The 19,941-nt window shown below is 72.6% G+C and carries 19 protein-coding genes; 10 read left to right on the top strand and 9 right to left on the bottom strand.

The annotated features are described in order from the left end of the window. Window positions 1-15 precede the first annotated feature (15 nt). Window positions 16-2,856: a beta-galactosidase gene (locus tag ACH5AO_RS20290; protein ID WP_398926499.1), complete on the top strand. Its 2,841-nt coding sequence runs from the start codon at window positions 16-18 to the stop codon at window positions 2,854-2,856. A gap of 31 nt (window positions 2,857-2,887) precedes the next feature. Here ACH5AO_RS20290 and ACH5AO_RS20285 read toward each other — a convergent pair whose 3' ends face one another. Genes ACH5AO_RS20285 through ACH5AO_RS20270 form a run of 4 tightly spaced genes read right to left on the bottom strand, consistent with a single transcriptional unit; the run spans window position 2,888 to window position 7,641 of the window. Further along, window positions 2,888-4,393: an alpha-N-arabinofuranosidase gene (locus ACH5AO_RS20285; RefSeq protein WP_398926497.1), complete on the bottom strand. Its 1,506-nt coding sequence runs from the start codon at window positions 4,391-4,393 to the stop codon at window positions 2,888-2,890. 47 nt (window positions 4,394-4,440) lie between these two features. After that, entirely contained in the window at window positions 4,441-5,304 is an 864-nt protein-coding gene (locus ACH5AO_RS20280; protein WP_398926495.1) for a carbohydrate ABC transporter permease, read from the bottom strand. A gap of 40 nt (window positions 5,305-5,344) precedes the next feature. Continuing rightward, on the bottom strand, window positions 5,345-6,286 hold the full coding sequence (locus tag ACH5AO_RS20275; protein WP_398926493.1) for a carbohydrate ABC transporter permease: 942 nt from the start codon (window positions 6,284-6,286) through the stop codon (window positions 5,345-5,347). Continuing rightward, window positions 6,283-7,641: an extracellular solute-binding protein gene (locus tag ACH5AO_RS20270; RefSeq protein WP_398926491.1), complete on the bottom strand. Its 1,359-nt coding sequence runs from the start codon at window positions 7,639-7,641 to the stop codon at window positions 6,283-6,285. The genes ACH5AO_RS20275 and ACH5AO_RS20270 overlap by 4 nt, the downstream gene beginning before the upstream one ends. 220 nt (window positions 7,642-7,861) lie before the next feature. Between ACH5AO_RS20270 and ACH5AO_RS20265 the strand changes: the two genes are divergently transcribed. The 7 genes from ACH5AO_RS20265 to ACH5AO_RS20235 all read left to right on the top strand — a co-directional run bounded on the left by ACH5AO_RS20265 (window position 7,862) and on the right by ACH5AO_RS20235 (window position 13,502). Beyond that, window positions 7,862-8,062 (top strand): hypothetical protein, encoded by a 201-nt coding sequence (locus ACH5AO_RS20265; protein ID WP_398926489.1) that lies wholly within the window; start codon window positions 7,862-7,864, stop codon window positions 8,060-8,062. A gap of 109 nt (window positions 8,063-8,171) precedes the next feature. Further along, window positions 8,172-8,669: a toxin gene (locus ACH5AO_RS20260; protein ID WP_398926488.1), complete on the top strand. Its 498-nt coding sequence runs from the start codon at window positions 8,172-8,174 to the stop codon at window positions 8,667-8,669. Continuing rightward, the gene (locus ACH5AO_RS20255; protein ID WP_398926486.1) at window positions 8,666-9,850 is read left to right on the top strand and encodes an MAB_1171c family putative transporter; all 1,185 of its coding nucleotides are present in this window, start codon (window positions 8,666-8,668) and stop codon (window positions 9,848-9,850) included. The genes ACH5AO_RS20260 and ACH5AO_RS20255 overlap by 4 nt, the downstream gene beginning before the upstream one ends. Window positions 9,851-9,881: 31 nt before the next feature. After that, entirely contained in the window at window positions 9,882-11,081 is a 1,200-nt protein-coding gene (locus ACH5AO_RS20250; protein ID WP_398926484.1) for an MAB_1171c family putative transporter, read from the top strand. Further along, the gene (locus tag ACH5AO_RS20245) at window positions 11,071-12,477 is read left to right on the top strand and encodes an NAD(P)/FAD-dependent oxidoreductase (RefSeq protein WP_398926482.1); all 1,407 of its coding nucleotides are present in this window, start codon (window positions 11,071-11,073) and stop codon (window positions 12,475-12,477) included. The genes ACH5AO_RS20250 and ACH5AO_RS20245 overlap by 11 nt, the downstream gene beginning before the upstream one ends. A 333-nt stretch (window positions 12,478-12,810) precedes the next feature. Next, window positions 12,811-13,107 (top strand): hypothetical protein, encoded by a 297-nt coding sequence (locus tag ACH5AO_RS20240; protein ID WP_398926480.1) that lies wholly within the window; start codon window positions 12,811-12,813, stop codon window positions 13,105-13,107. Beyond that, the gene (locus tag ACH5AO_RS20235; RefSeq protein ID WP_398926478.1) at window positions 13,104-13,502 is read left to right on the top strand and encodes a PIN domain-containing protein; all 399 of its coding nucleotides are present in this window, start codon (window positions 13,104-13,106) and stop codon (window positions 13,500-13,502) included. Before ACH5AO_RS20240 ends, ACH5AO_RS20235 begins: the two co-directional genes overlap by 4 nt. Window positions 13,503-13,796: 294 nt before the next feature. Here ACH5AO_RS20235 and ACH5AO_RS20230 read toward each other — a convergent pair whose 3' ends face one another. Together ACH5AO_RS20230 and ACH5AO_RS20225 are read right to left on the bottom strand one after the other, a co-directional pair. Further along, a complete protein-coding gene (locus ACH5AO_RS20230; RefSeq protein ID WP_398926476.1) occupies window positions 13,797-14,120 on the bottom strand; it encodes a hypothetical protein in 324 nt (107 codons plus the stop codon). A 438-nt stretch (window positions 14,121-14,558) separates the two neighbouring features. Continuing rightward, window positions 14,559-15,077: an ATP-binding protein gene (locus ACH5AO_RS20225; RefSeq protein ID WP_398926474.1), complete on the bottom strand. Its 519-nt coding sequence runs from the start codon at window positions 15,075-15,077 to the stop codon at window positions 14,559-14,561. A 134-nt stretch (window positions 15,078-15,211) separates the two neighbouring features. Between ACH5AO_RS20225 and ACH5AO_RS20220 the strand changes: the two genes are divergently transcribed. After that, on the top strand, window positions 15,212-16,561 hold the full coding sequence (locus tag ACH5AO_RS20220; protein ID WP_398926865.1) for a hypothetical protein: 1,350 nt from the start codon (window positions 15,212-15,214) through the stop codon (window positions 16,559-16,561). A gap of 173 nt (window positions 16,562-16,734) precedes the next feature. Here ACH5AO_RS20220 and ACH5AO_RS20215 read toward each other — a convergent pair whose 3' ends face one another. Both ACH5AO_RS20215 and ACH5AO_RS20210 read right to left on the bottom strand, forming a co-directional pair. Beyond that, window positions 16,735-17,589 carry an SMP-30/gluconolactonase/LRE family protein gene (locus ACH5AO_RS20215; protein ID WP_398926472.1) on the bottom strand — a complete coding sequence of 285 codons (855 nt, stop codon included), beginning with the start codon at window positions 17,587-17,589 and terminating at the stop codon, window positions 16,735-16,737. Beyond that, a complete protein-coding gene (locus ACH5AO_RS20210) occupies window positions 17,586-18,359 on the bottom strand; it encodes an IclR family transcriptional regulator (protein WP_398926470.1) in 774 nt (257 codons plus the stop codon). The genes ACH5AO_RS20215 and ACH5AO_RS20210 overlap by 4 nt, the downstream gene beginning before the upstream one ends. 116 nt (window positions 18,360-18,475) lie before the next feature. On the opposite strand from ACH5AO_RS20210, the gene ACH5AO_RS20205 reads away from it, so the two are divergent. After that, entirely contained in the window at window positions 18,476-19,087 is a 612-nt protein-coding gene (locus ACH5AO_RS20205; protein WP_398926467.1) for a hypothetical protein, read from the top strand. On the opposite strand, the gene ACH5AO_RS20200 is transcribed toward ACH5AO_RS20205, so the two are convergent. Then, complete coding sequence (locus ACH5AO_RS20200; protein ID WP_398926464.1) at window positions 19,068-19,940, bottom strand: RimK family alpha-L-glutamate ligase; 873 nt, start codon at window positions 19,938-19,940, stop codon at window positions 19,068-19,070. The genes ACH5AO_RS20205 and ACH5AO_RS20200 overlap by 20 nt on opposite strands. Between the last annotated feature and the right edge of the window lies 1 nt (window position 19,941).

Here is a 19,941-nt window from a genome sequence, read left to right as displayed (position 1 = left end):
GCAGGAGGCGCTCCCTTGGAGCTCAGCAGGCGTACCTTCACCGCCCTGGCCGGTACGGCGGCGCTCGGTCTCGCGCTGGCCGGCAGCGGCGGGGCGGCGACCGGCGCGCACGGGCCGCGCGGCGTCCCGACGGGCCCGCCGCCCCCTCCCCCGGGCGCGGACGGCAGGCGGCACCGGATCGGCCACGACCGGTACTCGCTGCTGGTCGACGGCCGGCGCCTGGTGCTGTGGTCCGGCGAGCTGCACCCCTTCCGGCTGCCCAGCCCGTCCCTGTGGCGGGACGTGCTGCAGAAGCTGCGCGCGGCCGGGTGCAACGCGGTCGGCGTCCCCGTGCCGTGGAACCACCACTCCCCCGCCCCCGGGACGTACGACTTCACCGGCGTGCGGGACCTGGACCTCTTCCTGACCATGGCCGCCGAGGAGCGGCTGTACGTCATCCTGCGCCCCGGCCCGTACCTCGGCTCCGCCGACCTCGACGCCGGCGGCCTCCCCGGCTGGCTGGCGGCCGCCGGGGGCCGCGCCCGCACCACCGACCCGGAGTACCTGCGGCACGCCGACGAATGGCTGAGCGCCGTCAACCGCATCGCCGTCCGGCACCTGTTCACCGCGGGCGGCGGCACCGTACTGCTGTACCAGTTCGAGGACGGGTTCGAGGTCCCCGCCGACGATCCGGCCGGGCGGGCCTACCTGACCCACCTGTACGACCGGGCACGCGCCGACCGCATCGACGTACCGCTGTTCCACGCGGACGGGCGTTTCGGCGTCCGCGGGACCGGCCGGCGGACGCCCGGCGTCGTGGCCGGGGCGTCCGGCGGGGCGGCCGACCCGTGGGGCGGGGCCGCCTCCGGCGGCAAGGGCTACGCGGAGGTGCGGCGGACGCACGACGCGGCCCGCGCCCGGCGCGACCACCTCACGAGCCTCGCCGACGGCGTCACCGTGCACAACGTCCGCGTGGCGTTCGGCGGGACCTCGTGGGGCTGGCTGCCCGCACCGAACGTCTACACCTCGTACGACTACGGGGCGGCGATCACCGAGGGCCGCCGGCCGACGCCGAAGCTGGCCGCGCTCCAGCAGCTCGGCCACCTGCTGCGGACCGTGCCCGACCTCGCCCGGCTGGACCCGGCGAAGGAGGTGCGGGCCGAGGACGACCGGCTGAAGGTGCGCCACCTGGCCAACCCCGACACCGGCGCCCAGGTGTACGTCCTGCACAACGACTCCGCGGAACCGGTCACCTCGATGCTGCCCGGCACCGGCATCGACGTGCCGGTCACCGTCGGCGCGCGGGACGCCAAGCTGCTCACCACCGGGCTGGAACTGGGCCGGCGGAGACTGGCGTACACCACCGCGCAGCCCGTGCTGAGCACGACCGTCGGACGGCAGGACATCGCCCTGTTCGCGGGCCGCGGCGGTGAGACCGCGCAGATCGCGCTGGACTGCGACAGCGAGCCGCTCACCTACCGGCTGGACAACGAGCCCGGATGGTCCTACGACCGGGGCAGGCTGAACGTCGTGGTGCCGCTGGGCGTGGGCGGACTGAGCCGGGTGCTGCTCGAGGGCGGGGACTCCGAGACGCCCATGGTGCTGCTGTTCGCCGACGACGCGACCGCGCTGCGCCTGTGGCCGTACGAGACCCCGTCCGGCCCGATGCTGGTCTACGGCCCGGCGCTGCTGCGCTCGGTCACCCTGCGCGGTGCCACCGCCCACCTCGTCGGCGACCTCGTCGGCGAGACCGGCCTGGAGGTGTGGGCACCGCGCGGGATCACCGCCGTGACCTGGAACGGCCGTCCGGTGCGCACCCAGGTCAGCCGGGCCGGGAGCCTGCTGATGGAGGGGCTGATGCCGGGCGTGCCCGAGGTGCGGCTGCCCGCGCTGGAGGGCTGGCGCCGGCGGGCGGAGAACCCGGAGGCCGAGGCCGGTTTCGACGACTCGGCGTGGCCGCCCGCCGACCTCACCGCGTCGCACAGCACCACGCCCGTGTCCGGGGGCGGCCCCGTCCTCTTCGCGGACGACTACGGCTTCCACCACGGCGACGTCTGGTACCGGGGCCGGTTCGAGGACACGCGTGGCGTCGAGTCCGTGTCGCTGTCCTACCGCACCGGTACGCAGGGACTGCTGATGGCCTGGCTGGACGGCCGCCCGCTGGGCACGCACCGCATGCCGGTGCCGGACGGGGACACGGCCCGGCGGGGCACGTGGACGGCGACGGCCTCCTTCGACGTGCCGAGGAAACGGCGCGAGCGGGGCCCGCACGTGCTGTCCGTGCTCGTACGGCCGATGCAGCACGACGGGGACGCGCGGGCGCGGGACCCGCACAAGGCCGCGCGCGGGCTCGTCTCGGCCGGGTTCAAGGGCGCGTCCCGGGACGTGGAGTGGCGGATCCAGGGCGCCACGGCGCCGGACCGGGTGCGCGGTCCGCTGAACAACGGCGGCCTGTACGGGGAGCGGGAGGGCTGGCACCTGCCCGGCTTCGACGACCGGGAGTGGCGGGCCGTGGAGTTCCCGCGGGAGGAGCGGCGGCAGGGGGTGGTCTGGTACCGGACGGGGTTCCGGCTGGACGTGCCCGCCGACGTGGACGCCTCGATCGGGCTCACCCTCGACGACGATCCGGAGCGCGCCTACCGGGTCCAGGTCTTCCTCAACGGCTGGAACATGGGCCAGTACATCAACGACGTGGGCCCGCAGCACACCTTCGTCCTGCCGAACGGGATCCTGCGCACACGGGGGACCAACACACTGGCCCTGGCGGTGCTGTCCGACGGGACCACGCCCTCGGGTCCGCGCGAGGTGCGGCTGACGCTGCTGGGCGCGGCGCTGGGCGGGGTTCCGGTGGAGGCGGTGGACTCACCGGGGAGATGAGCCCACCGCCGGGCGCGTCGTACCGGGCGGCTCACGCCAGCCGGATCACGTTCCAGGACAGCGGCTCCAGCACGGCGGAGAGCCGGCCGTCGCCCAGGGTCGTGCCGTCGACCGGGTGCGGGAGGACCCGCTCGGGCTCGGCGAGGGTGTTGCGGGCGTCGGGGTCGGCGTCCGCGAGGGCGCTGTGCTCGACGACCTCGGTGAGGTCCAGGCCGTTGAGGGCGACGTCCAGCGGCAGGGACTCGGTGCGGCTGCGGTTGACGGCGAAGACGGTGACCGTGCCGTCCCCGGCGCGCACGGCGGTGGCGTGCAGCAGGTCGGCCTCGCCGTACCTCTTCGTCTCGTACGTCGGTGAGTCCACGCGGACGTCGAGCACCTCGCCGCGGCCGTACTTCGAGGCCTGGGCGAACGGGAAGAACGTCGTCTGCCGCCAGGCCGGGCCGCCGGGCTCGGTCATGATCGGGGCGATCACGTTGACGAGCTGGGCGAGGCAGGCCACGGTGACGCGGTCCGCGTGCCGCAGCAGGGCGATGAGGAGCGAGCCGAAGACGACGGCGTCGGTGACGCTGTAGCTGTCCTCGAGCAGGCGGGGGGCCTCGGGCCAGTCCAGGGCGCTGACCTGGGCCTCGGTCCGGGACAGGTACCAGACGTTCCACTCGTCGAAGGAGAGGTCGATCTTCTTCCTGGACTTGAGGAGGGCGCCGACGTGGTCGCAGGTGGCGATCACGTTCTCGATGAAGGACTCCATGTCGACGGCGGAGGCGAGGAAGGAGTCGACGTCGCCGTCGAGCGGCTCGTAGTAGGCGTGCAGGGAGATGTAGTCGACCAGGTCGTAGGTCTCCTTCAGGACCGTCGCCTCCCACTGGGCGAAGGTCTCCATGGCCTGGCCGGAGGAGCCGCAGGCGACGAGTTCGACGCCGGGGTCGATCTGGCGCATGGCGCGGGCGGTCTCGGCGGCGATCCGGCCGTACTCCTCGGCGGTCTTGTGGCCGGTCTGCCAGGGGCCGTCCATCTCGTTGCCGAGGCACCACATGCGGATGCCGAACGGGTCCTTGTCGCCGTGTTCGACGCGCAGGTCCGACAGGGCGGTGCCGGAGGGGTGGTTGGCGTACTCCTGGAGCTCCAGGGCCTCGGCGACGCCCCGGGTGCCGAGGTTGACGGCCATCATGGGCTCGGCCTGGGGGCCGATCTTCTTCAGGAAGGCGATGTACTCGGAGAGGCCGAAGCGGTTGGTCTCGGTGGAGCGCCAGGCGAGGTCGAGGCGGCGGGGGCGGTCCTCGACGGGGCCGACGGAGTCCTCCCACTTGTAGCCGGAGACGAAGTTGCCGCCGGGGTAGCGGACGGCGGTGACGCCGAGTTCCCTGACCAGGTCGAGGACGTCCGTGCGCAGGCCCTCCGCGTCCGCGGTGGGGTGGTCGGGCTCGAAGATGCCGGTGTACACGCAGCGGCCCAGGTGTTCCACGAACGAGCCGAAGAGGCGGGGGTTGACCTCGCCCACGGTGAAGGCGGGGTCCAGGGTGAAGCGGGCGGTTCGCATGAGGTCCTTCCGGTGCGGTGCGGAGTGCGGGGTCGCGGAGTGCGGGGTCACTGGCCGGCCAGACCCGTGTGGGCGACGCCCGCCACGATCTGGCGCTGGAAGAAGACGAAGACGACGATCAGCGGCAGGCCCGCCATGAGGCCGCCGGCCATGAGCTGGGCCCACTGGATGCCGTAGGAGTTCATGACGGTGGCGATGCCGTTCGGCATGGTCATCAGGTCGGGGTTGTTGGTGACCATATAGGGCCACAGGAAGTTGTTCCAGGAGCTGATGAAGGTGAAGATGCCGACCGCCGCGAGGGAGGGGCGGGAGAGCGGCACGACGACGGTGAGGAAGACGCGCCAGCGGCCGGCGCCGTCGATGAAGGCGGCCTCCTCCAGTTCGCGCGGGACGCCCTGGAAGAACTTGTAGAGGATGTAGACCATCGCGGCGGGCGCGCACTGCGGCAGGATCATGCCCCAGTAGGTGTCGACCATGCCCATCTGCTGGACGGTGGTGAACAGGGGGACGCCGAGCACGGCCGGGGAGACCATGAGGCCGGCCATGACGACGCCCATCAGGACGTTCTTGCCGCGGAACTCGGTGCGGGCGAAGCCGTACCCGGCCAGGGCGCTGACCGTCAGCACGATCGTCGTCACGCAGACGGACACCACCAGGGAGTTCACGAACCAGTTGGTGATGTTGCCGGTCTCGAAGATGGCCGTCCAGGCCTGGCCGGTCCACTCCTCGGGCAGCCAGTGCGGCGGTACCTCGACGGCCTCGGTCTCCGACTTGAGGGAGGTGAGCAGGGCCCAGGCGAGCGGGGCGAGGAAGACGGCGGAGACGGCGGTGCCGAGGAGGGTGAGGACGATCTGACCGGGCGTCCAGGGGCGGCGGGGCCTGGCCGGTGTCCGCTGTGCGGCGGTGGTCACGGGTGGACCCTCCTTTCCGTGGGCCCCGAGGGGCTCGTGGTCATCGGATGCCCTCCTCACGGTTGCGCAGCAGCCACATCCGGGCGAGGGCGACGGCCGCGATGATCACGAAGAAGATGATGGAGACGGCGGAGGCGTAGCCCACGCGGTAGCCGGTGAAGCCCTCTTCGAGGGTGTACTGCACGAACGTCCTGGTGGATCCTTCCGGGCCGGGCAGGAAGTCCATCATCACGACGGCCTGGTCGAAGACCTGGAGCGAGGCGAGGATCTGCAGGGCGACGACGAGGCCGGTGATGTGGCGCAGCATCGGCAGGGTGATGTGGACCGTCCGGTGCCAGGCGTTCGCGCCGTCCAGCCTGGCGGCCTCGTAGAGGTGTCCGGGGATGCCCTGGAGGGCCGCGAGGTAGAGCAGGAAGCTGAAGCCGACCGTCCACCACAGGGTGCAGATGACGACGGCGAGCATCGCGTACGCCTTGTCGTTCAGCCAGGGCGTCTCGATGCCGAAGACGTGGTTGACCATGCCGGTGCCGGGGTTGAACAGCCACTGCCACAGGTTGGCGGCGACGGTGGAGGGCAGCAGGAACGGGGCGAAGAAGCACAGCCGCCACAGCCACTTGCCGCGCTCGATGTGGTGGGCGAGCATCGCGAGGAGGAAGGCGAGGACCGTGATGCAGGGCACCACCAGGAGCGTGAAGTACGCGCTGTGGCCGAGCGATTCCCACACCAGCGGGTCGTCGAGGGCCTCGCGGTAGTTGTCGAGGCCGATGAGGTCCGCGCCGTCGCCGGAGATATTGGCGTCGGTGAAGCTGAGGTAGAGGCCGCGCAGCAGCGGCCAGATCACGAAGAGCGTGAACAGGGCGAGGAACGGGGCGACGAACCAGCCGCCGTGCTGGAAGCCCTGCCTGCGGCGGACGGTGGCGCTGTCCGCGGCGGTCCGCACGCGGGTGGGCGCGATGACGGTCCCGGCACCGGTCGTCGTCATGCGGCCGCACCTCCCTGCGCGGCGGTGCGGCCGTCCATGGGGTTCTTCGAGGCGAGCAGTTGGGTGAGGGTGCTCTTCATGGCGCGGGCGGCGGCGTCCGGCCGGGCGGAGCCCATCGTCGAGGAGACGACGACGGGGCCGACGCGCTGGGCGAGGATGCCGGTGGAGCCGGCGAACCACACCTTCGGCTCGGTGGCCTGGTGGTCCATCGCCGACACGTACTCGTTCTGCGGGTCGAGCTTCCGGTAGGCGGCCGTGGACAGGGTGGGCGTGTGGGCGGGGATGTGTCCGCCGGCGGCCCACTGCCGGGCGTGCCGGACGATGTAGGCGGCGAGCCGGTGCGCGCCCTCGTCGGCGGCGCCGCCGCGGCCGGACTGGTGCGGCAGGACGAAGGCGTGCGACTCGGCGTGGGTGGCCTGTCTGCCGAAGACGGGTGGCAGCGGGATCGCGCCGTAGTCGATCCCGGCGCCGTCGAAGACCGGTACCGACCAGTTGCCCTCCCAGACGAAGGGGCCGCCGTTGACGAACTGTTCGGCGCCCGCGCCGCCCGCGAAGTCCGGGTTCGCGTACCCGTCGGTGATGTGCCGGCGCAGGAACTCCAGGACCTGGGTGGCCTTGTCGGTGTCGAAGGTGACCTCGGTGTTCGCGTCGTCGAACCAGGTGCCGCCGAGCTGGGTGTAGAAGGCGACGAAGAACCACCACTGGAAGTTCTGGTCGGCGGACCACATGCCGATGGTCTGCAGGCCCTTCCCGGCGGCCGCCTTGGCCTCCTTGAGCACGTCGAACCAGGTGTCGACCGAGGTGACGGGCACGATGCGGCCGTCGGCGCCGAGCAGGCCGGCCTTCTTCAGCACGTCCTTGCGGTAGAAGCAGAGCTGGACGTGGATGTCGAGCGGGAGAGCGTAGAGCCTGCCGTCGACGACGGCGCGTTTCCACAGCTCGGGGTTGAAGTCGGCCTCCTTCACGCCGTACTCGGCGAGCAGTTCCACGTCCCAGGGGTCGAGGAGGCGGCCGGGTGAGAAACCGGTGACGCGGCCCAGGTGCATGACGCCGAGGTCGGGTGCGCGGTTGCCCGCGGCCGCCATGGCGAGCTTGGTGTAGAAGGGGCTGCCCCACTGGAGGGTGGAGTCCTTCACCTCGATGCCGGGGTTGTCCTTCCGGAAGGAGTCCAGCATCGCGATCATGTTGTATCCGTCGCCGCCGCTGAAGAGGTTCCAGTAGCGCACGCGGGTGTCCGCTCCGGAGGCGAGCGCGTCGGCGCCGGTCCCCAGTGCCGCGAAGCCGAAGCTTCCGGCGACGGTCAGTCCGCCCATCATGGTGAGGAGTTGCCTGCGATTCAGGCCAGGTCGTCCCATGCCCTGCCCCATCCGTTCATGGATCGTTCGAAATCTCGAATGATGCACGTAACTTCGAACGGACCGTAAGGGGGAAGGAGCGGTGCGTCAATGGCCCGGACAAGAACTCACAGCGGGACTTCCCGCGGACGCCCCTCGCCTGACGTCTGACGCGGACGCGTCGGGCCGCGTAGGCTCGAACGGCCTTGGGTCCGGCGGCGAACGGGAGCGGGGGGACGGGATGGGGTTCGCGGACACGGCCGTGGTGATCCCCCGCGCCGTCGAGGACGGGGCCGGTGCCCGCCGCGGTCACGCACGCCACGCCGACGGGCCGCCCCGCGGGACCGGGGCCGACCCGCGCGCCCCGCGCCGGCCCGGCACGGTCCGGGAGGTCCGCGCGCCCGCCATGGCACCCGGGGACACCACGGCGGTCACCGAGTGACCGTTTCACCTCGGGAACTGGCCCGAACGGCGCCCGACTTGGCATATTGCACAGGTGACCGGGCGACACCCAGGGGAACAGGGAGACAGCGGTGCGGACCAGGAAGGAGATGCGTCGCCTCGCTGACGCCCTCATCGACCCCATCCGGGTGGCGGTCCCGGCGGACCCCGAGGTCCTGTTCGAGGCACTGGTCGCCTCCGTCAGCGCCTGGCGGGGACGTGACGTGGTCGTCCACCGGGCGGCGTTCCCCCCGCACACGGCGAGCGGACTGTGGCTGGAGCGCGAGGGCAACGACCACGTGGTGGTGGACGAACGGGCCGCCGTGTGGCACCAGATCGTGATCCTCTGCCACGAGGTGTGGCACATGAACCGCCGCCGGGAGGAGGCCGGTGAGCGGACCGGACCGGTCGCCGCGCGCACCGACTTCAGCCTGGCCGAGGAACAGGAGGCCGACCGCTTCGGCATGCTGATGGGCCGCCGGCTGCGCACCTGGCTGGACGCCTCCACCGACTCGGTGTACGCCGCGGAGGGCGGCGACCCCGGCGACCCGCAGGACCTCGCCGGACGCATCGGGGCCGCACTCAACTACCGCGGGACCAGGGGATGAGCGGCCTGATCAACTACGTCAGCTGCGGGGCGCTGTGGCTCGGCCTGCTGGTGAAGGCCCCCGACCTGCTGCGGCACCGGCACGACCCGTACCTGCGGGCGATCTGCGCGGTGCTGGGCCTGGCGGGCCTGTGCTTCTTCCTGGGGGCGCCGCCGACCGTCGGCGCCGTCAACCGGATCGGCGACGTGCCGAACCTCGCGGCACCGGTCACCTACGTGGTGATCACCGGGTACTGCGCCGCGTCCCAGCTCCTCGTCGTGCACTGGCGCGGCGGGCCCCGGGTGCGCCGCACCGCCCGCCGCTGGCTGCTCGCCTACGCCGTCGTCGTCCTCGGCATCACGGTGACGTTCGCGCTCGGCGAGGCGCCCGTGGAACGCCGTACCGACCTGGACACCTACTACGCGACGACACCGTTCATCGCCCAGATGATCGTGCTGTACCTGCTCGCGCACCTCACCGCGGTGACCGTCACCGCCGTGTCCTCGCTGCGCTGGGCGCGCCGGGTACGGGGCGGACTGCGGGCGGGGCTGACGCTGCTCGGCACCGGTTCGCTGTGCGGGGCCGGATACAGCGTGGCCAAGCTGGTCGCGGTGGGCGCCCGCTGGTCCGGGCGGGACTGGTCGGGGCTCGGCACCACCGTCTCCCCGGCCGCCGCCGGGCTCGGCGCCCTGCTGACGGTCGTCGGGGTGCTGGTGCCGCTGGCGGCGCCCCGGATCGCCGAGTGGCGGCGGGCACGGCGGACGTACGCCCGGCTGGAACCGCTGGAGCGGGCGCTGGACGACCTCCTCACCCGCCGGACGCTGCGGCTGCCCCGGCCCGGACTCGCCTCCCCCACGACGCGGCTGGTGTGGCGCCAGACCAGCATCCACAACGCGCTCAGCCACCTGGACGCCTACTTCGACCGGGAGCTGTACGACCGGACCCGCGCCGGGGTGCTGGCGGCGACGGGGGAGGCGGAGCGCGCGGAGGCCGCCGCGTGGGCGGCGGTGATCACCGCCGCGGTGCGCGCCGAGGCGGAACCGGGGCACCGGGTCCCGCCGCGCGACGGCGGCGCCCGCCTCCCGGACCGGGTGCCGGACCCGGCCGCCCTGGCCCGGATCGCCGACGCGCTGGCCGGTACGGCCCCGGCGCCGGCCGCCGCCTCGGTGCCGAGCGGCACGACCACGGCGGGGACCGCGTGAACGGGGCCCCGGACGCAAGGAGCCGGCCGGTATGAGTCTCGTCGTCTACCTGGCGGCCTTCGTGTTCGGGATGACGTCCGTGCTGCTGTTCCGCCGCCCGCGCACGGCGGCCCCGCGCAACCCGCTCACCCTGTCCACCTGCGCCGCGATCATCCTGGGCGCCCTGGTCTTCGTGTGCGCCGCCCCGGCCACCCTGGGCGCCGTCAACTCCCTCACCGGCATCCCCAACTTCGGGGCCCCGCTGACCTACGGGATGCTCTCCGCGTACAGCTGCGCGGTGCTGGTGCTGCTGATCAACTGGCGGGGCGGGTCGCGGGAGCGGGTGCGGCGCATGGTGCTGCGCAGCGTGGCCGCCTACGGTGCGCTGGTGGCCGCCATCGTCGTCCTGTTCGCGCTCGCCGACGCGGACACCGAGCGGCTGACCGACCTCGACACGTACTACGCCAACACCCCGTTCATGCGGGAGATGATCCTGCTGTACCTGGTCGGGCACAGCGCGGCGATGCTGGTGATGTGCGCCGTCTGCGTCAAGTGGGGGCGCGAGGTCGGCGGGCTGCTGCGGACCGGGCTGCGGCTGATCCTGGTGGGGGCGCTGCTGGACGTGGTGGGGTTCCAGCTGACCAAGTACACGGCGGTGGTGGCCCGTTGGTCGGGGCACGACCTGGACTTCCTGTCCACCGTGGTCGCCCCGCCGATGGCCTCGCTGGCCGCGCTGCTGTGCTCGGCCGGGTTCGCGCTGCCCCGGCTGCTGCCGTCCGCCCGCGCTCAGTGGCGGGGGCTCGGCGACTACCGGCGGCTGGGCCCGCTGTGGTCGCTGGTGAGGTCGGTGCCGACCGCGCCCAAGCCGCGGGCCGCCTGGTGGCAGCTGCCGCAGGCACGGCTGCAGTGGCGCGAGGTGTCGATCCACGACGCGCTGCTCGCGCTGGCGCCCTACTTCGACCACCGAGTCCGCGAACGGGTCCGGGACACCGCCCTGCGCGCGGGCCGCTCCCCCCACGAGGCGCGGCTGGCGGCCGAGGCGGCCATGCTCGCCGACGCGGCGCGCCGGGCCGCCGCCCGCGAGGAACCGCCCGAGACCACCGGTACGTACCGGCTGCACGCCACCGAGGTCTCCGGCACCGACGGGCTGGTGGCGCTGGCCCAGGCGCTGCACCGCCCTCCCGCCGCGCGCGCGGCGCCGTCCTCCCCGACCGGAACCGTGACCGAACCTGAGGAGCCCCATGTCGCGTAGAGCTGTCGTCATCGGTGCCGGCCTGGCCGGCATGCTGGCCGCGGCGGTGCTGTCCCGCGCGGGAGCGGACGAGGTGATCGTCCTGGACCGCGACGAACTGCCGGACGGCCCGGAACACCGCAAGGGGCTGCCGCAGGGCCGGCACGCGCACCTGCTGATGGCGGGCGGCCTGGACGCCATGGAGGAGCTGCTGCCGGGCGCGGGACTGCGGGGGCGGCTGCTGGCCGCCGGGGCGCACGAGGTCCCGCTCAGCTCGGGCGTGCTCGCGCTCACCTCCGAGGGCTGGCTGCGGCGGTGGCGCCGCGAGGGGCCGGTGATGGTGACGTGCAGCCGGGCGCTGGTGGACTGGGTGGTGCGCACGACGGTGCGGGAACGGGTGCCGGTGGAGGTCCGCAAGGCCGCGGCGGTCGGGCTGACGGGCTCCGCGGGGCGGGTGCGCGGGGTGCGGATCGCGACGCCCGGCGGGGACACCGACCTCGAGGCGGACCTGGTCGTCGACGCGAGCGGACGCGGGACGCGGGTCACCGGCTGGCTCGACGGGCTCGGACTGACCGGCGTGGAGGAACGGACGGTGGACTCCGGACTGGTCAACGCGTCGCGCGTCTACCGGGTGCCGGACGGCGCGGAACGGTTCCCGCTGACGATCGTGCAGGCCAACCCGTACGTGTCCCGGCCGGCCCGCAGCGCGATGGTGATGCCGATCGAGGGCGGCCGCTGGCTGGTGAGCTGCGGCGGCTCGCGCGGCGGCGAACCCCCGGCGGACCCGGAGGGGTTCCTGCGTTACACCCTCGGCCTGCCCGACCCCATCGTGGGCCGGCTGATCTCCGGCGCGGAACCGCTCACGGACGTGCACCTGAGCCGCTCGACCAGCAATGTGCGGCGGTACCTGGAGCGGATGCCGCGCTGGCCGGAGGGGTTCGTGGTCCTCGGGGACGCGCTGGCCACGTTCAACCCGGCGTACGGGCACGGGATGTCGGTGGCCGCGTTCGGCGCGCGGGTCCTCGGGCGGGAACTGGAGCGGAGCGGGGACCTCGGCGCGCCGGGTCTGGCCCGGCGGGTGGTGCGGGGCGCGGCGCGGGCGGCGGACGCGGCGTGGTCGATGGCGGTCGGGCAGGACGTGCTGTACCCGGACGTACGGGGCGCGACGCCGCCGGGTGTCGGCGACCGGATGGTGACGGCCTACACCCGCCGCATGATGAGGACGGCGACGGGCTCCTACGCGGCGGCCTCGGCGGTCTGGGACGTCACCAGCCTGCGCGCCTCTCCGGGCCGCATGTTCCGGCCCTCCGCGGTACTGGCGGCCGTGACCGGCTCCCCGCTCCCCCCGTCGACCGAGCCCCCGCTGACACCGGGGGAACGCGAGGTCCTGCGGGGACTGGACCGCACGGGGGTGTGAGCCGAGGGGCGGACGACGAGGTACGGACCGGGGCGGCGACCACACCCGTGGTCAGGCGTCCGCGGGGCGGCGGTCCGCCAGGAGCAGGGCGACCAGGCCGTCCGCGTCACGCGCCACGACCACGGAGGCGTCGCCGTGGCCGGCGCACATGATGACCAACCACGGGCCCCGGGCCGAGAGCCCGTCGAGCATCCGACAGGCTGCGCCGCTCGCCCCGGCGACCCACCTCACGTGCGTGTGCTGAACACGGTCGTGTGCGCAGACACGCTCTATGGGGTGATTCCGCCGTCGCCCAGGTCTCCCATCGGCGATGAGGACGGCATGGTCGCTGGTATGGCAACCAAGAAGTACACCGTCACGCTTCCCGAGGAGCTCGCCGAGGCCATCCGGGCGGAGGTGGGCCCTGGTGGGTTCAGCCGCTATGTCACACAGGCCATAGAGCGTCGGCGGGAGCAGGACCGGCTCGGCGAACTCGTCGACTGGCTGGAGACGGAATACGGCCCCGTCACCGAGGAGGAACTCACCGCGGCCGAGGCCGAGCGCAAGAAGATCGAGCACGCCCATGCGGAGAGAGTCCGTGCGGAGCGTGTCGCCGAGCAGCAGGCCGGACAGGAGCACCACGTCGCGTGAGGAACAGCGCCGTCTATCTGCTCGACTCCGAGGGCCTGTCCCAGACCGTGCGGGGGGTCACCGCGATGAAGGGGCGCCTCAAAACGGCCCACCTCTCCGGCATCCGCGTGATGACCACGTCCATGACCCTGATCGAGGCGTACGACGTACGGACCTGTCTCCCGGCCTGGCACCGGGCCCTCTCCCGGATTCACATCGAGCCGGTGACCGAGGACATCGCCAAGGATGCCGTCGAGCTGCTCAAGGAAGCCGGTCTCCACGGCCACAAGTACGCAATCGACGCGGCCCTGGCCGCCGTCGCCCTGCGACAGCCGGGGCCGGTCACCGTTTTCACCTCCGACGAGGACGATCTGCGCAAGCTGTGCGGGGACCGTGTGGTCGTCATGGGTCTGTGACCGGCCTGTCCGCCGCGCCACATCCGAGGGCGGAAGCGGCGGACAGAGCACGGGCCCTGCGGGACTCCGTCTGCGGTGCAAGCAACAACCTCGGCTGTCCAGCTTCTCGGCGACGGACCGCAGGGCCGCCGTTTCGGTCGTATGGCCGCCGCGGACCTCGGCGGCCATACGCACCTCGCGACGGCGCAGCTCAAGCGGGTAACGGGGACGTGAGCCGGACAGTTTGTCCTCGCGCCGGAAGCTGAACCTGTCCGGTGGCCCGGCCGGGGAACAGCCGAGCCGACTGGCAGGGGTCTATGCGGCGCGCTCCAGCTCCCACAGCAGTTCGTCCAGGCTCACGGTCCGGAAGGAGCTGAGCCGGCGCACCATCTGTGAGGCGAGGACGGTCGTCAGGAGTTCGTGGCCGTACGGGATCGGCCCCGCGGGCCGTTGCACGGCCTGCACGCCGTGTGCGCCATAGCCGTAACCGACGCCGTTGACCCCGTACAGGGGTGCGCTCTGTGCGAGGAACACCATCGGGTCGGGGGTGAGGTGCGGGCGCAGGTCGGCGGCGGGGCGCACGTGCCGGGCGCACACCGGGGGCTGGTTGGTGAGGATCGTCGGCTGCTCAAGGTCCACGGTGTCCGGGTCGACGATCTCGGGAACCCGAGCGGGGTCCGTGCGGACTCGGCGCAGACCTGGCAGCGCAGCGACTGCATCGTTCCCCGCTGCCGCAGGGGGTGCATCAGTCGCCACTGCGGCCGGCCCGTCGGCTTCCCGAGATCGTCGACGGGGCCGAAGGAGCAGCGGGCCCACAACACGCCGCGCAGGTCCCGGTCGCGGGGGTCTTCGTCGGCGTAGCGCAGCCGGTAGCGGCCCGGCCCGAGCGTGGTCAGCATCAGGTTGTCCGGGGCGGCTTCCTCCCCCTCGCGCTGGACGACGAACGGGACCGGGGGCGGTTCGGGGCGCACGATGTTCCCTCTCGTACGGGGCAGAGCGGTACGGGCGGACGTCATCCCGCCTCCCTCGAACGTCGGGTGGCGACGAGCCGATCGTGGGGTGGGCGGGCCTGTGCGGTCACGGCCGGCCGCCAGGGATAGCGAGGCTGCACCAGGTGGTGGTTCCGTCGTCGCTGGTTCCCCAGGTGCCGCCATGGGCGGCGGCGAGGCAGTCGACGAGGAACAGGCCGCGGCCGCTCTCCGCGTCGGGGTCGGCGTGGCGGACGACCGGCCGGCCCGGTGTCCCGTCATGCACGGCCAGGCGCAGGAAGCCGTCGCGGACCGTCATGGTGAAGGTGACCCATGCGCCGTCGCCGTGCTGGATGGCGTTGGTGACCAGCTCGGAGACGATCAGGACGGCGTCGTCGACCAGCGCCTCCAGACCGCAGTACCGCAGCCGGGCCGCGGTCAGCCGCCGGGCCGTCCGCACGCGGCACGCGTCCCGTTCGGAGATACCGTCCCCGGTCCGGGGCGGGCAGACCTCGAAACACACGCTCATCCGGTCGTCGGTCAGGCGTGCCCGCTGGTACTGGCGCTCATGACAGAGGCCGTCCGCCACCGCGACGGCGCCTTTTCTCACTGGTGGTGCGCTGGTCACCGCTCCTCCTACGGGCCGAGTTCGATCGCTTTCCTCGCAAGAGGTAACCGCGTGGTCACTGTCTGCGGGTACCGTTGGAGGCAGGTGGGACCGTGAACACCGTGAACGCCGTGGAGCTGTCGGGAGTTGAGGGCATGGCCACGAGAAAACGCACGCCCAACCCTGCCTTGGACAGGCTGCTCGAACAGGCACACTGGACGCGCACGCAGTTGGCCCAGCAGGTGAACAGGCTTGGCCCGCAGGCCGGGCTGCACCTTTCGTACGACCGAACGGCCGTTGCGCACTGGATTGCCGGTACGCCGCCGAGACCCCAGGTCAGACCGCTGATCCTGGAAGCGCTGTCCGCTCGCTTGGGCCGCCCGGTCACCCATGCGGAGGCCGGTCTTCAGCCCGCTCTGTCCATTGACGGCTCCCGACCGGTTGACACCGTGGAGGAGCTGATCGACCTAGGAAGGGCAGACATGGACCCATCCCGTCGCGGCATCCTGGCCGCAACTGTCTTCTCCGCTGCGCTGTCGGTGCCTGCGTTCCAGGGCACAGCGCGGGCCGCCGGCACCCCGGTCACGCCGGGCAGGGCCGCCACCCGGATCGGGGCGTCCCAAGTCGCCTCAGTGCGCTCCATGACGGAACGGATCGCCGACATCCTTGACGAGTTCGGCGCCGGCCACGCCCGCCCCATGGCGGCCGCGTTTCTCACCAACACGGTCGGCCCGTGGTTGAGGGCGCAAGCGTCCCGGTCGGTGAAGCTGGACATGCTCGCCGCCGCGTCGGACCTGACGTACCTGACCGGGTGGATGGCCATGTACGAGAAGGCACACGGCCTGGGCCAGAAGTACTACGTCCAGGCGCTCAAGCTCGCCGACGAGGCGCAGGACCACGTGACCTACTGCCGGACCCTGCGCGGCATGTCCCTCCAGGCGTCGAACCTGCGGCACGGGCGAATGGCGCTGGAACTGGCGGACTCGGCGGCCGAGGCGGCACCATCGGCCGGTCCCCGCCTGGTGGCGTTCCTGCGGGGACAGCAAGCGCACGCGGCGAGCATGGTCGGTGACCGCCGTCAGGCCTATGCCCGGCTCCGCGAGGCGGAGTCGGCTCTGGCGAAGGCCGACAACCGGCGTGACGCCATCGGTGGTTATGACCGGACCGCCTACCTCTTCCATGTTTCTCACGTGCTGTCGGAGGAGAACGACCTGCCCGGCAGTATCAGTGCGCTGAAACAGTCCATCAAGGTCCAGCCGGCCAACGAGCGGCAGGGTCGTGTCCACGCGTATGCGCTCCTGGCCCAGCGGCAATTGCGGTACGGGCACGTGGATGCGTCGTGCGAGTCGTGGGGACGGTTTCTGGACGAGTACGAGCACGTGTCGTCCGTACGCGGTGACGATCACTTCGCCACGATGCGCAAGGAACTCGTGCCCTACGCCAAGACGCGTGCGGTGCGGGAGCTGTCCGGCCGGATGCGCGAGGTGGCAACGGCAAAGGCGTGAAGCCAGGGTGCCTCCGGGGAGTTGTCAGCAACCCCAAAGGCACCATCCACGGTACGGGTACCTCGGCCTGTCCGGGCCGATACCGGTTCCTCGGCTCCGTTCTCCATGGGGACCCCGAGGGCAGTACCCCCTGGGGTCCCCGCGAGGTGACGGGACCGGGGCGGCGGGGCGAGTCACCCCGCGAACGGCGGCTGGGGCACCCCCTTGCCCGCGCCCGGTACCACCAGCAGGGAGCCCGCCAGGGGATGCGGGGAGTCGAGCCCGACGCGGGCCGTGGTGACGTACAGGTCCGTCAGGTCGGGGCCGCCGAAGGCGCAGGCCGTGACGAGGGGGACGGGGAGGGGGATCACCCGGTCCAGGTCGCCGGAGGGGGTGTAGCGGCGTACCGCACCGCCGTCCCACAGGGCGACCCAGACGCAGCCGTCGGCGTCCACGCACAGACCGTCGGGGAAGCCGGCGCCGTCCTCGATCGCGGCGAACGAACGGCGGTTCGTGATCCTGCCGTCCGCCTCGCCGACGTCGAAGACGTCGATCCGGCGGGTCGGCGAGTCGATGTAGTACATCAGCCGCCCGTCGGGGCTCCAGCCGGTGCCGTTGCTCACCGCCACGTCGTCCAGCAGCACGCGCACCGTGCCGTCGCCGGTGACGCGGGAGAGCGTGCCGCCACAGGGCGCCTCGTCGTAGCGCATGGTGCCCGCCCACAGGCTGCCGTCGGGGGCGACGGCGGCGTCGTTGGCGCGGCGGCCGGGGACGACCTCGTGGTGCAGCCAGCGGAAGGTGCCGTCGGGGTCGAGCAGGCCGATGCCGTCCCGCAGGTTGAGGACGAGGCCGCCGCCCGCGCGGGGCTTGACGGCGCCCACGTGCTGCTCGGTGCGGCGCACGGTGCGCCGGCCGGTGGCGGGATCGTAGGTGTGGACGCGGGAGCCGAGGATGTCGATCCACAGCAGGCGGCCGCCGGCCTGGTCCCAGGTGGGTCCCTCGCCGAGGGTCGCCTCCGCACGGACGGCGACGTCGTAGGTGTGCGTCATGCCACGCTCCTGTAGCCCAGCCGCTCGGACAGTTCGGCGGCGCCCTTCACTGCGAGCTGCTCCAGCTCGCCGAGCCGCTCGTCGCTCCAGCGGATCATCGGTACGGAGATGGACAGCGCGGCGACCACCTGCCCCGTACGGTCGCGCACCGGGGCGGCGACGCAGGAGACGTCCGGGTTGGACTCGCGGCTCTCCACGGCGACGCCCCGGGCGCGGATCTCCGCGAGGGTCTCGCGCAGGGCGGTCACGTCGGTGATGCTGTTGGGGGTCATCGCGGACAGCTCGGCGCCGTCGGGGACGCGCGCGGCGAGTTCGTGCTCGGGAAGGGAGGCCAGCAGCATCTTGCCGACGGAGGTGCAGTGGGCGGGCAGCCGGCGGCCGGCCGCCGACACCATCCGCACCGCGTGGGTGGAGTCCACCTTGGCGATGTAGATGACGTCGGTGTCCTCCAGGATCGCCACGTGCACCGTCTCGTCGCAGGTCTCGGCGACGGAGCGGGCGACCTGCTGGCCCTCGGCGGCGAGGTCGAGGTGCTCGGCGTAGCGGGCGCCGAGCTGGTACGGGCGTACGCCGAGCCGGTAGCGGCCGGGCTGGCCGGCCACCGGGACGATGTACTTCCGGGCGGCGAGCGTGGTCACCAGCTCATGGACGGTGGTGCGCGGCAGTTGGAGCCTGCGCACGATGTCGGGGGCGGAGAGCGTGCCGTCCCCGTCGAGGAAGAGCTCGAGAATGTCGAGAGCCCGGGTCACGGCTGGTACGAGGCGTCCCACGACCGGCCCCCTCCCTAATGTGTCTCAGGCGCCTGCGGTCGTTCGAGATTTCAACAGGCGATCGGAATGGCGAACACACAGGCTAGCGATACCGGGCGACCCCGGGCAATGGGACGATGCGCGACGATGAATCCGTGCCCACCGGAAAACAGTCCCCCTTCACCCAGCTCGACTTCCAGCTCGTGCTGCTGCGCCGCATGGCCGACCACAACCCCGGCCCGGTGGAGGACGCCCGGCGCCGGCTGGGCGTCTCCCTCGCGGACATGCGGGAGGCCAACAGGCGCTGGCAGGCGATGGTCCGTTCGCCGCGCTCCCGCCCGGCCCTGTCCCGCTACCGTTCCGTGCTCGGCGAGCCGGAGTCCCGCACCCCGCGCCGGATCGGTGACCTGGACTGCGAGGCGTGGCGGTGGCCGGTCCCGCTCTGGCCCGACCTGCGCTTCGAGGTGCTGACGGCGGCGGGCGGCGCGGTGTGGAACGAGTGGCTGGTCCGCGCACCGGGCGCCGAACCGCCCGCCCTCCACACGGTCGAAGACCTCACCCCCTGGTCCTGCACGGTCGACGAGGCCACCCGCGCCTTCGCCCCCGCCCGCCCGCTGGAGGGCTCGGCCCCGACGCGGTGGGGTCTGGCCTTCACGGCTCCGGACGCGAGCGGCGTACGGCGCGAGGTGGTCGCCGAGTTCACGTGGGGGCTGTTGCAGCGTACGGAGGTCAGCGGACCGCGGCCTTGAGGATCTCCTCCACGACGTAGCGCTCCGACTCCGGGTGCAGCCACAGGAACAGGTTCGGCTCGACCAGCTCCAGCTCCATCACGCGGGGCCGGCCGTCGTCCCCGTCCACGAGGTCGACACGCGCGTACAGCAACTCGGGCCGGCCCGGGACGGAGGCCATCGCCTTCCTGGCGACGGCGGCTTCCTCGAGGGTCGGGACCCAGTCGGTCAGTCCGGGGTGGGCCACCTTGCGCTGGTCGTAGGGGGTGCCGGGAGTGAGGACGGGGCCCTTGCGGCTGGCGTGCAGCAGGTTGCCCCCGAAGAACTGCAGCGCCCGCTCGCCGGACGTCTCGATGCCCCGCAGGTACGGCTGCACCATCGCGGTGAACCCCTCGGCGTGCATGCGCCGCAGATGCCGTACGGCCGTGTCGTGCTGGTCGGGGGTGTAGCGGGCGGCGAACCGGGCGCCGGCGCCGGAGGTGGGCTTGACGACGTACTCGTGGTCGTCGGGGAGGTCGAGCGGGTCGCCCGCCGCGATGTACCGGGTGTCCACCACCGGCACCCCGGCGGCGGCGAGCTCCCCCAGGTACCGCTTGTCGGTGTTCCAGCGCACCACGTCCGCCGGATTGGCCAGCCGGGTGAGCGTGCCGCACCGCTCGGCCCACGCGGTGAACTCCGCCGACCGCCAGCTGTAGTCCCACGTGGAGCGGATCACGACGAGATCGAAACCGGCCCAGTCGACGGCGTCGTCGTCCCACACCTCGGCGGACGCCTCGGCCCCCGCCTCCCCCAGCGCCCGCACCAGCCCCGGCAGATCCCGGTCCTCGGCGATGTCGGGGCCGGGCCGGCAGGTCACGAGCGCGATACGGGGCACG

Source organism: Streptomyces sp. NPDC018964, assembly GCF_044390325.1.
Classification (GTDB): domain Bacteria; phylum Actinomycetota; class Actinomycetes; order Streptomycetales; family Streptomycetaceae; genus Streptomyces.
The sequence above is the reverse complement of the archived record's forward strand: the minus strand, read 5'-3'. Positions and strand labels throughout refer to the sequence as shown.

Bases quoted from the DNA above. Each gene is read 5' to 3' on its own strand.
- ACH5AO_RS20285 (WP_398926497.1), bottom strand. From the start codon at position 4,393: ATGCGAACCGCCCGCTTCACCCTGGACCCCGCCTTCACCGTGGGCGAG.
- ACH5AO_RS20275 (WP_398926493.1), bottom strand. From the start codon at position 6,286: ATGACGACGACCGGTGCCGGGACCGTCATCGCGCCCACCCGCGTGCGG.
- ACH5AO_RS20270 (WP_398926491.1), bottom strand. From the start codon at position 7,641: ATGGGACGACCTGGCCTGAATCGCAGGCAACTCCTCACCATGATGGGC.
- ACH5AO_RS20265 (WP_398926489.1), top strand. From the start codon at position 7,862: ATGGGGTTCGCGGACACGGCCGTGGTGATCCCCCGCGCCGTCGAGGAC.
- ACH5AO_RS20260 (WP_398926488.1), top strand. From the start codon at position 8,172: ATGCGTCGCCTCGCTGACGCCCTCATCGACCCCATCCGGGTGGCGGTC.
- ACH5AO_RS20255 (WP_398926486.1), top strand. From the start codon at position 8,666: ATGAGCGGCCTGATCAACTACGTCAGCTGCGGGGCGCTGTGGCTCGGC.
- ACH5AO_RS20250 (WP_398926484.1), top strand. From the start codon at position 9,882: ATGAGTCTCGTCGTCTACCTGGCGGCCTTCGTGTTCGGGATGACGTCC.
- ACH5AO_RS20245 (WP_398926482.1), top strand. From the start codon at position 11,071: ATGTCGCGTAGAGCTGTCGTCATCGGTGCCGGCCTGGCCGGCATGCTG.
- ACH5AO_RS20240 (WP_398926480.1), top strand. From the start codon at position 12,811: ATGGCAACCAAGAAGTACACCGTCACGCTTCCCGAGGAGCTCGCCGAG.
- ACH5AO_RS20220 (WP_398926865.1), top strand. From the start codon at position 15,212: ATGGCCACGAGAAAACGCACGCCCAACCCTGCCTTGGACAGGCTGCTC.
- ACH5AO_RS20215 (WP_398926472.1), bottom strand. From the start codon at position 17,589: ATGACGCACACCTACGACGTCGCCGTCCGTGCGGAGGCGACCCTCGGC.
- ACH5AO_RS20205 (WP_398926467.1), top strand. From the start codon at position 18,476: ATGCGCGACGATGAATCCGTGCCCACCGGAAAACAGTCCCCCTTCACC.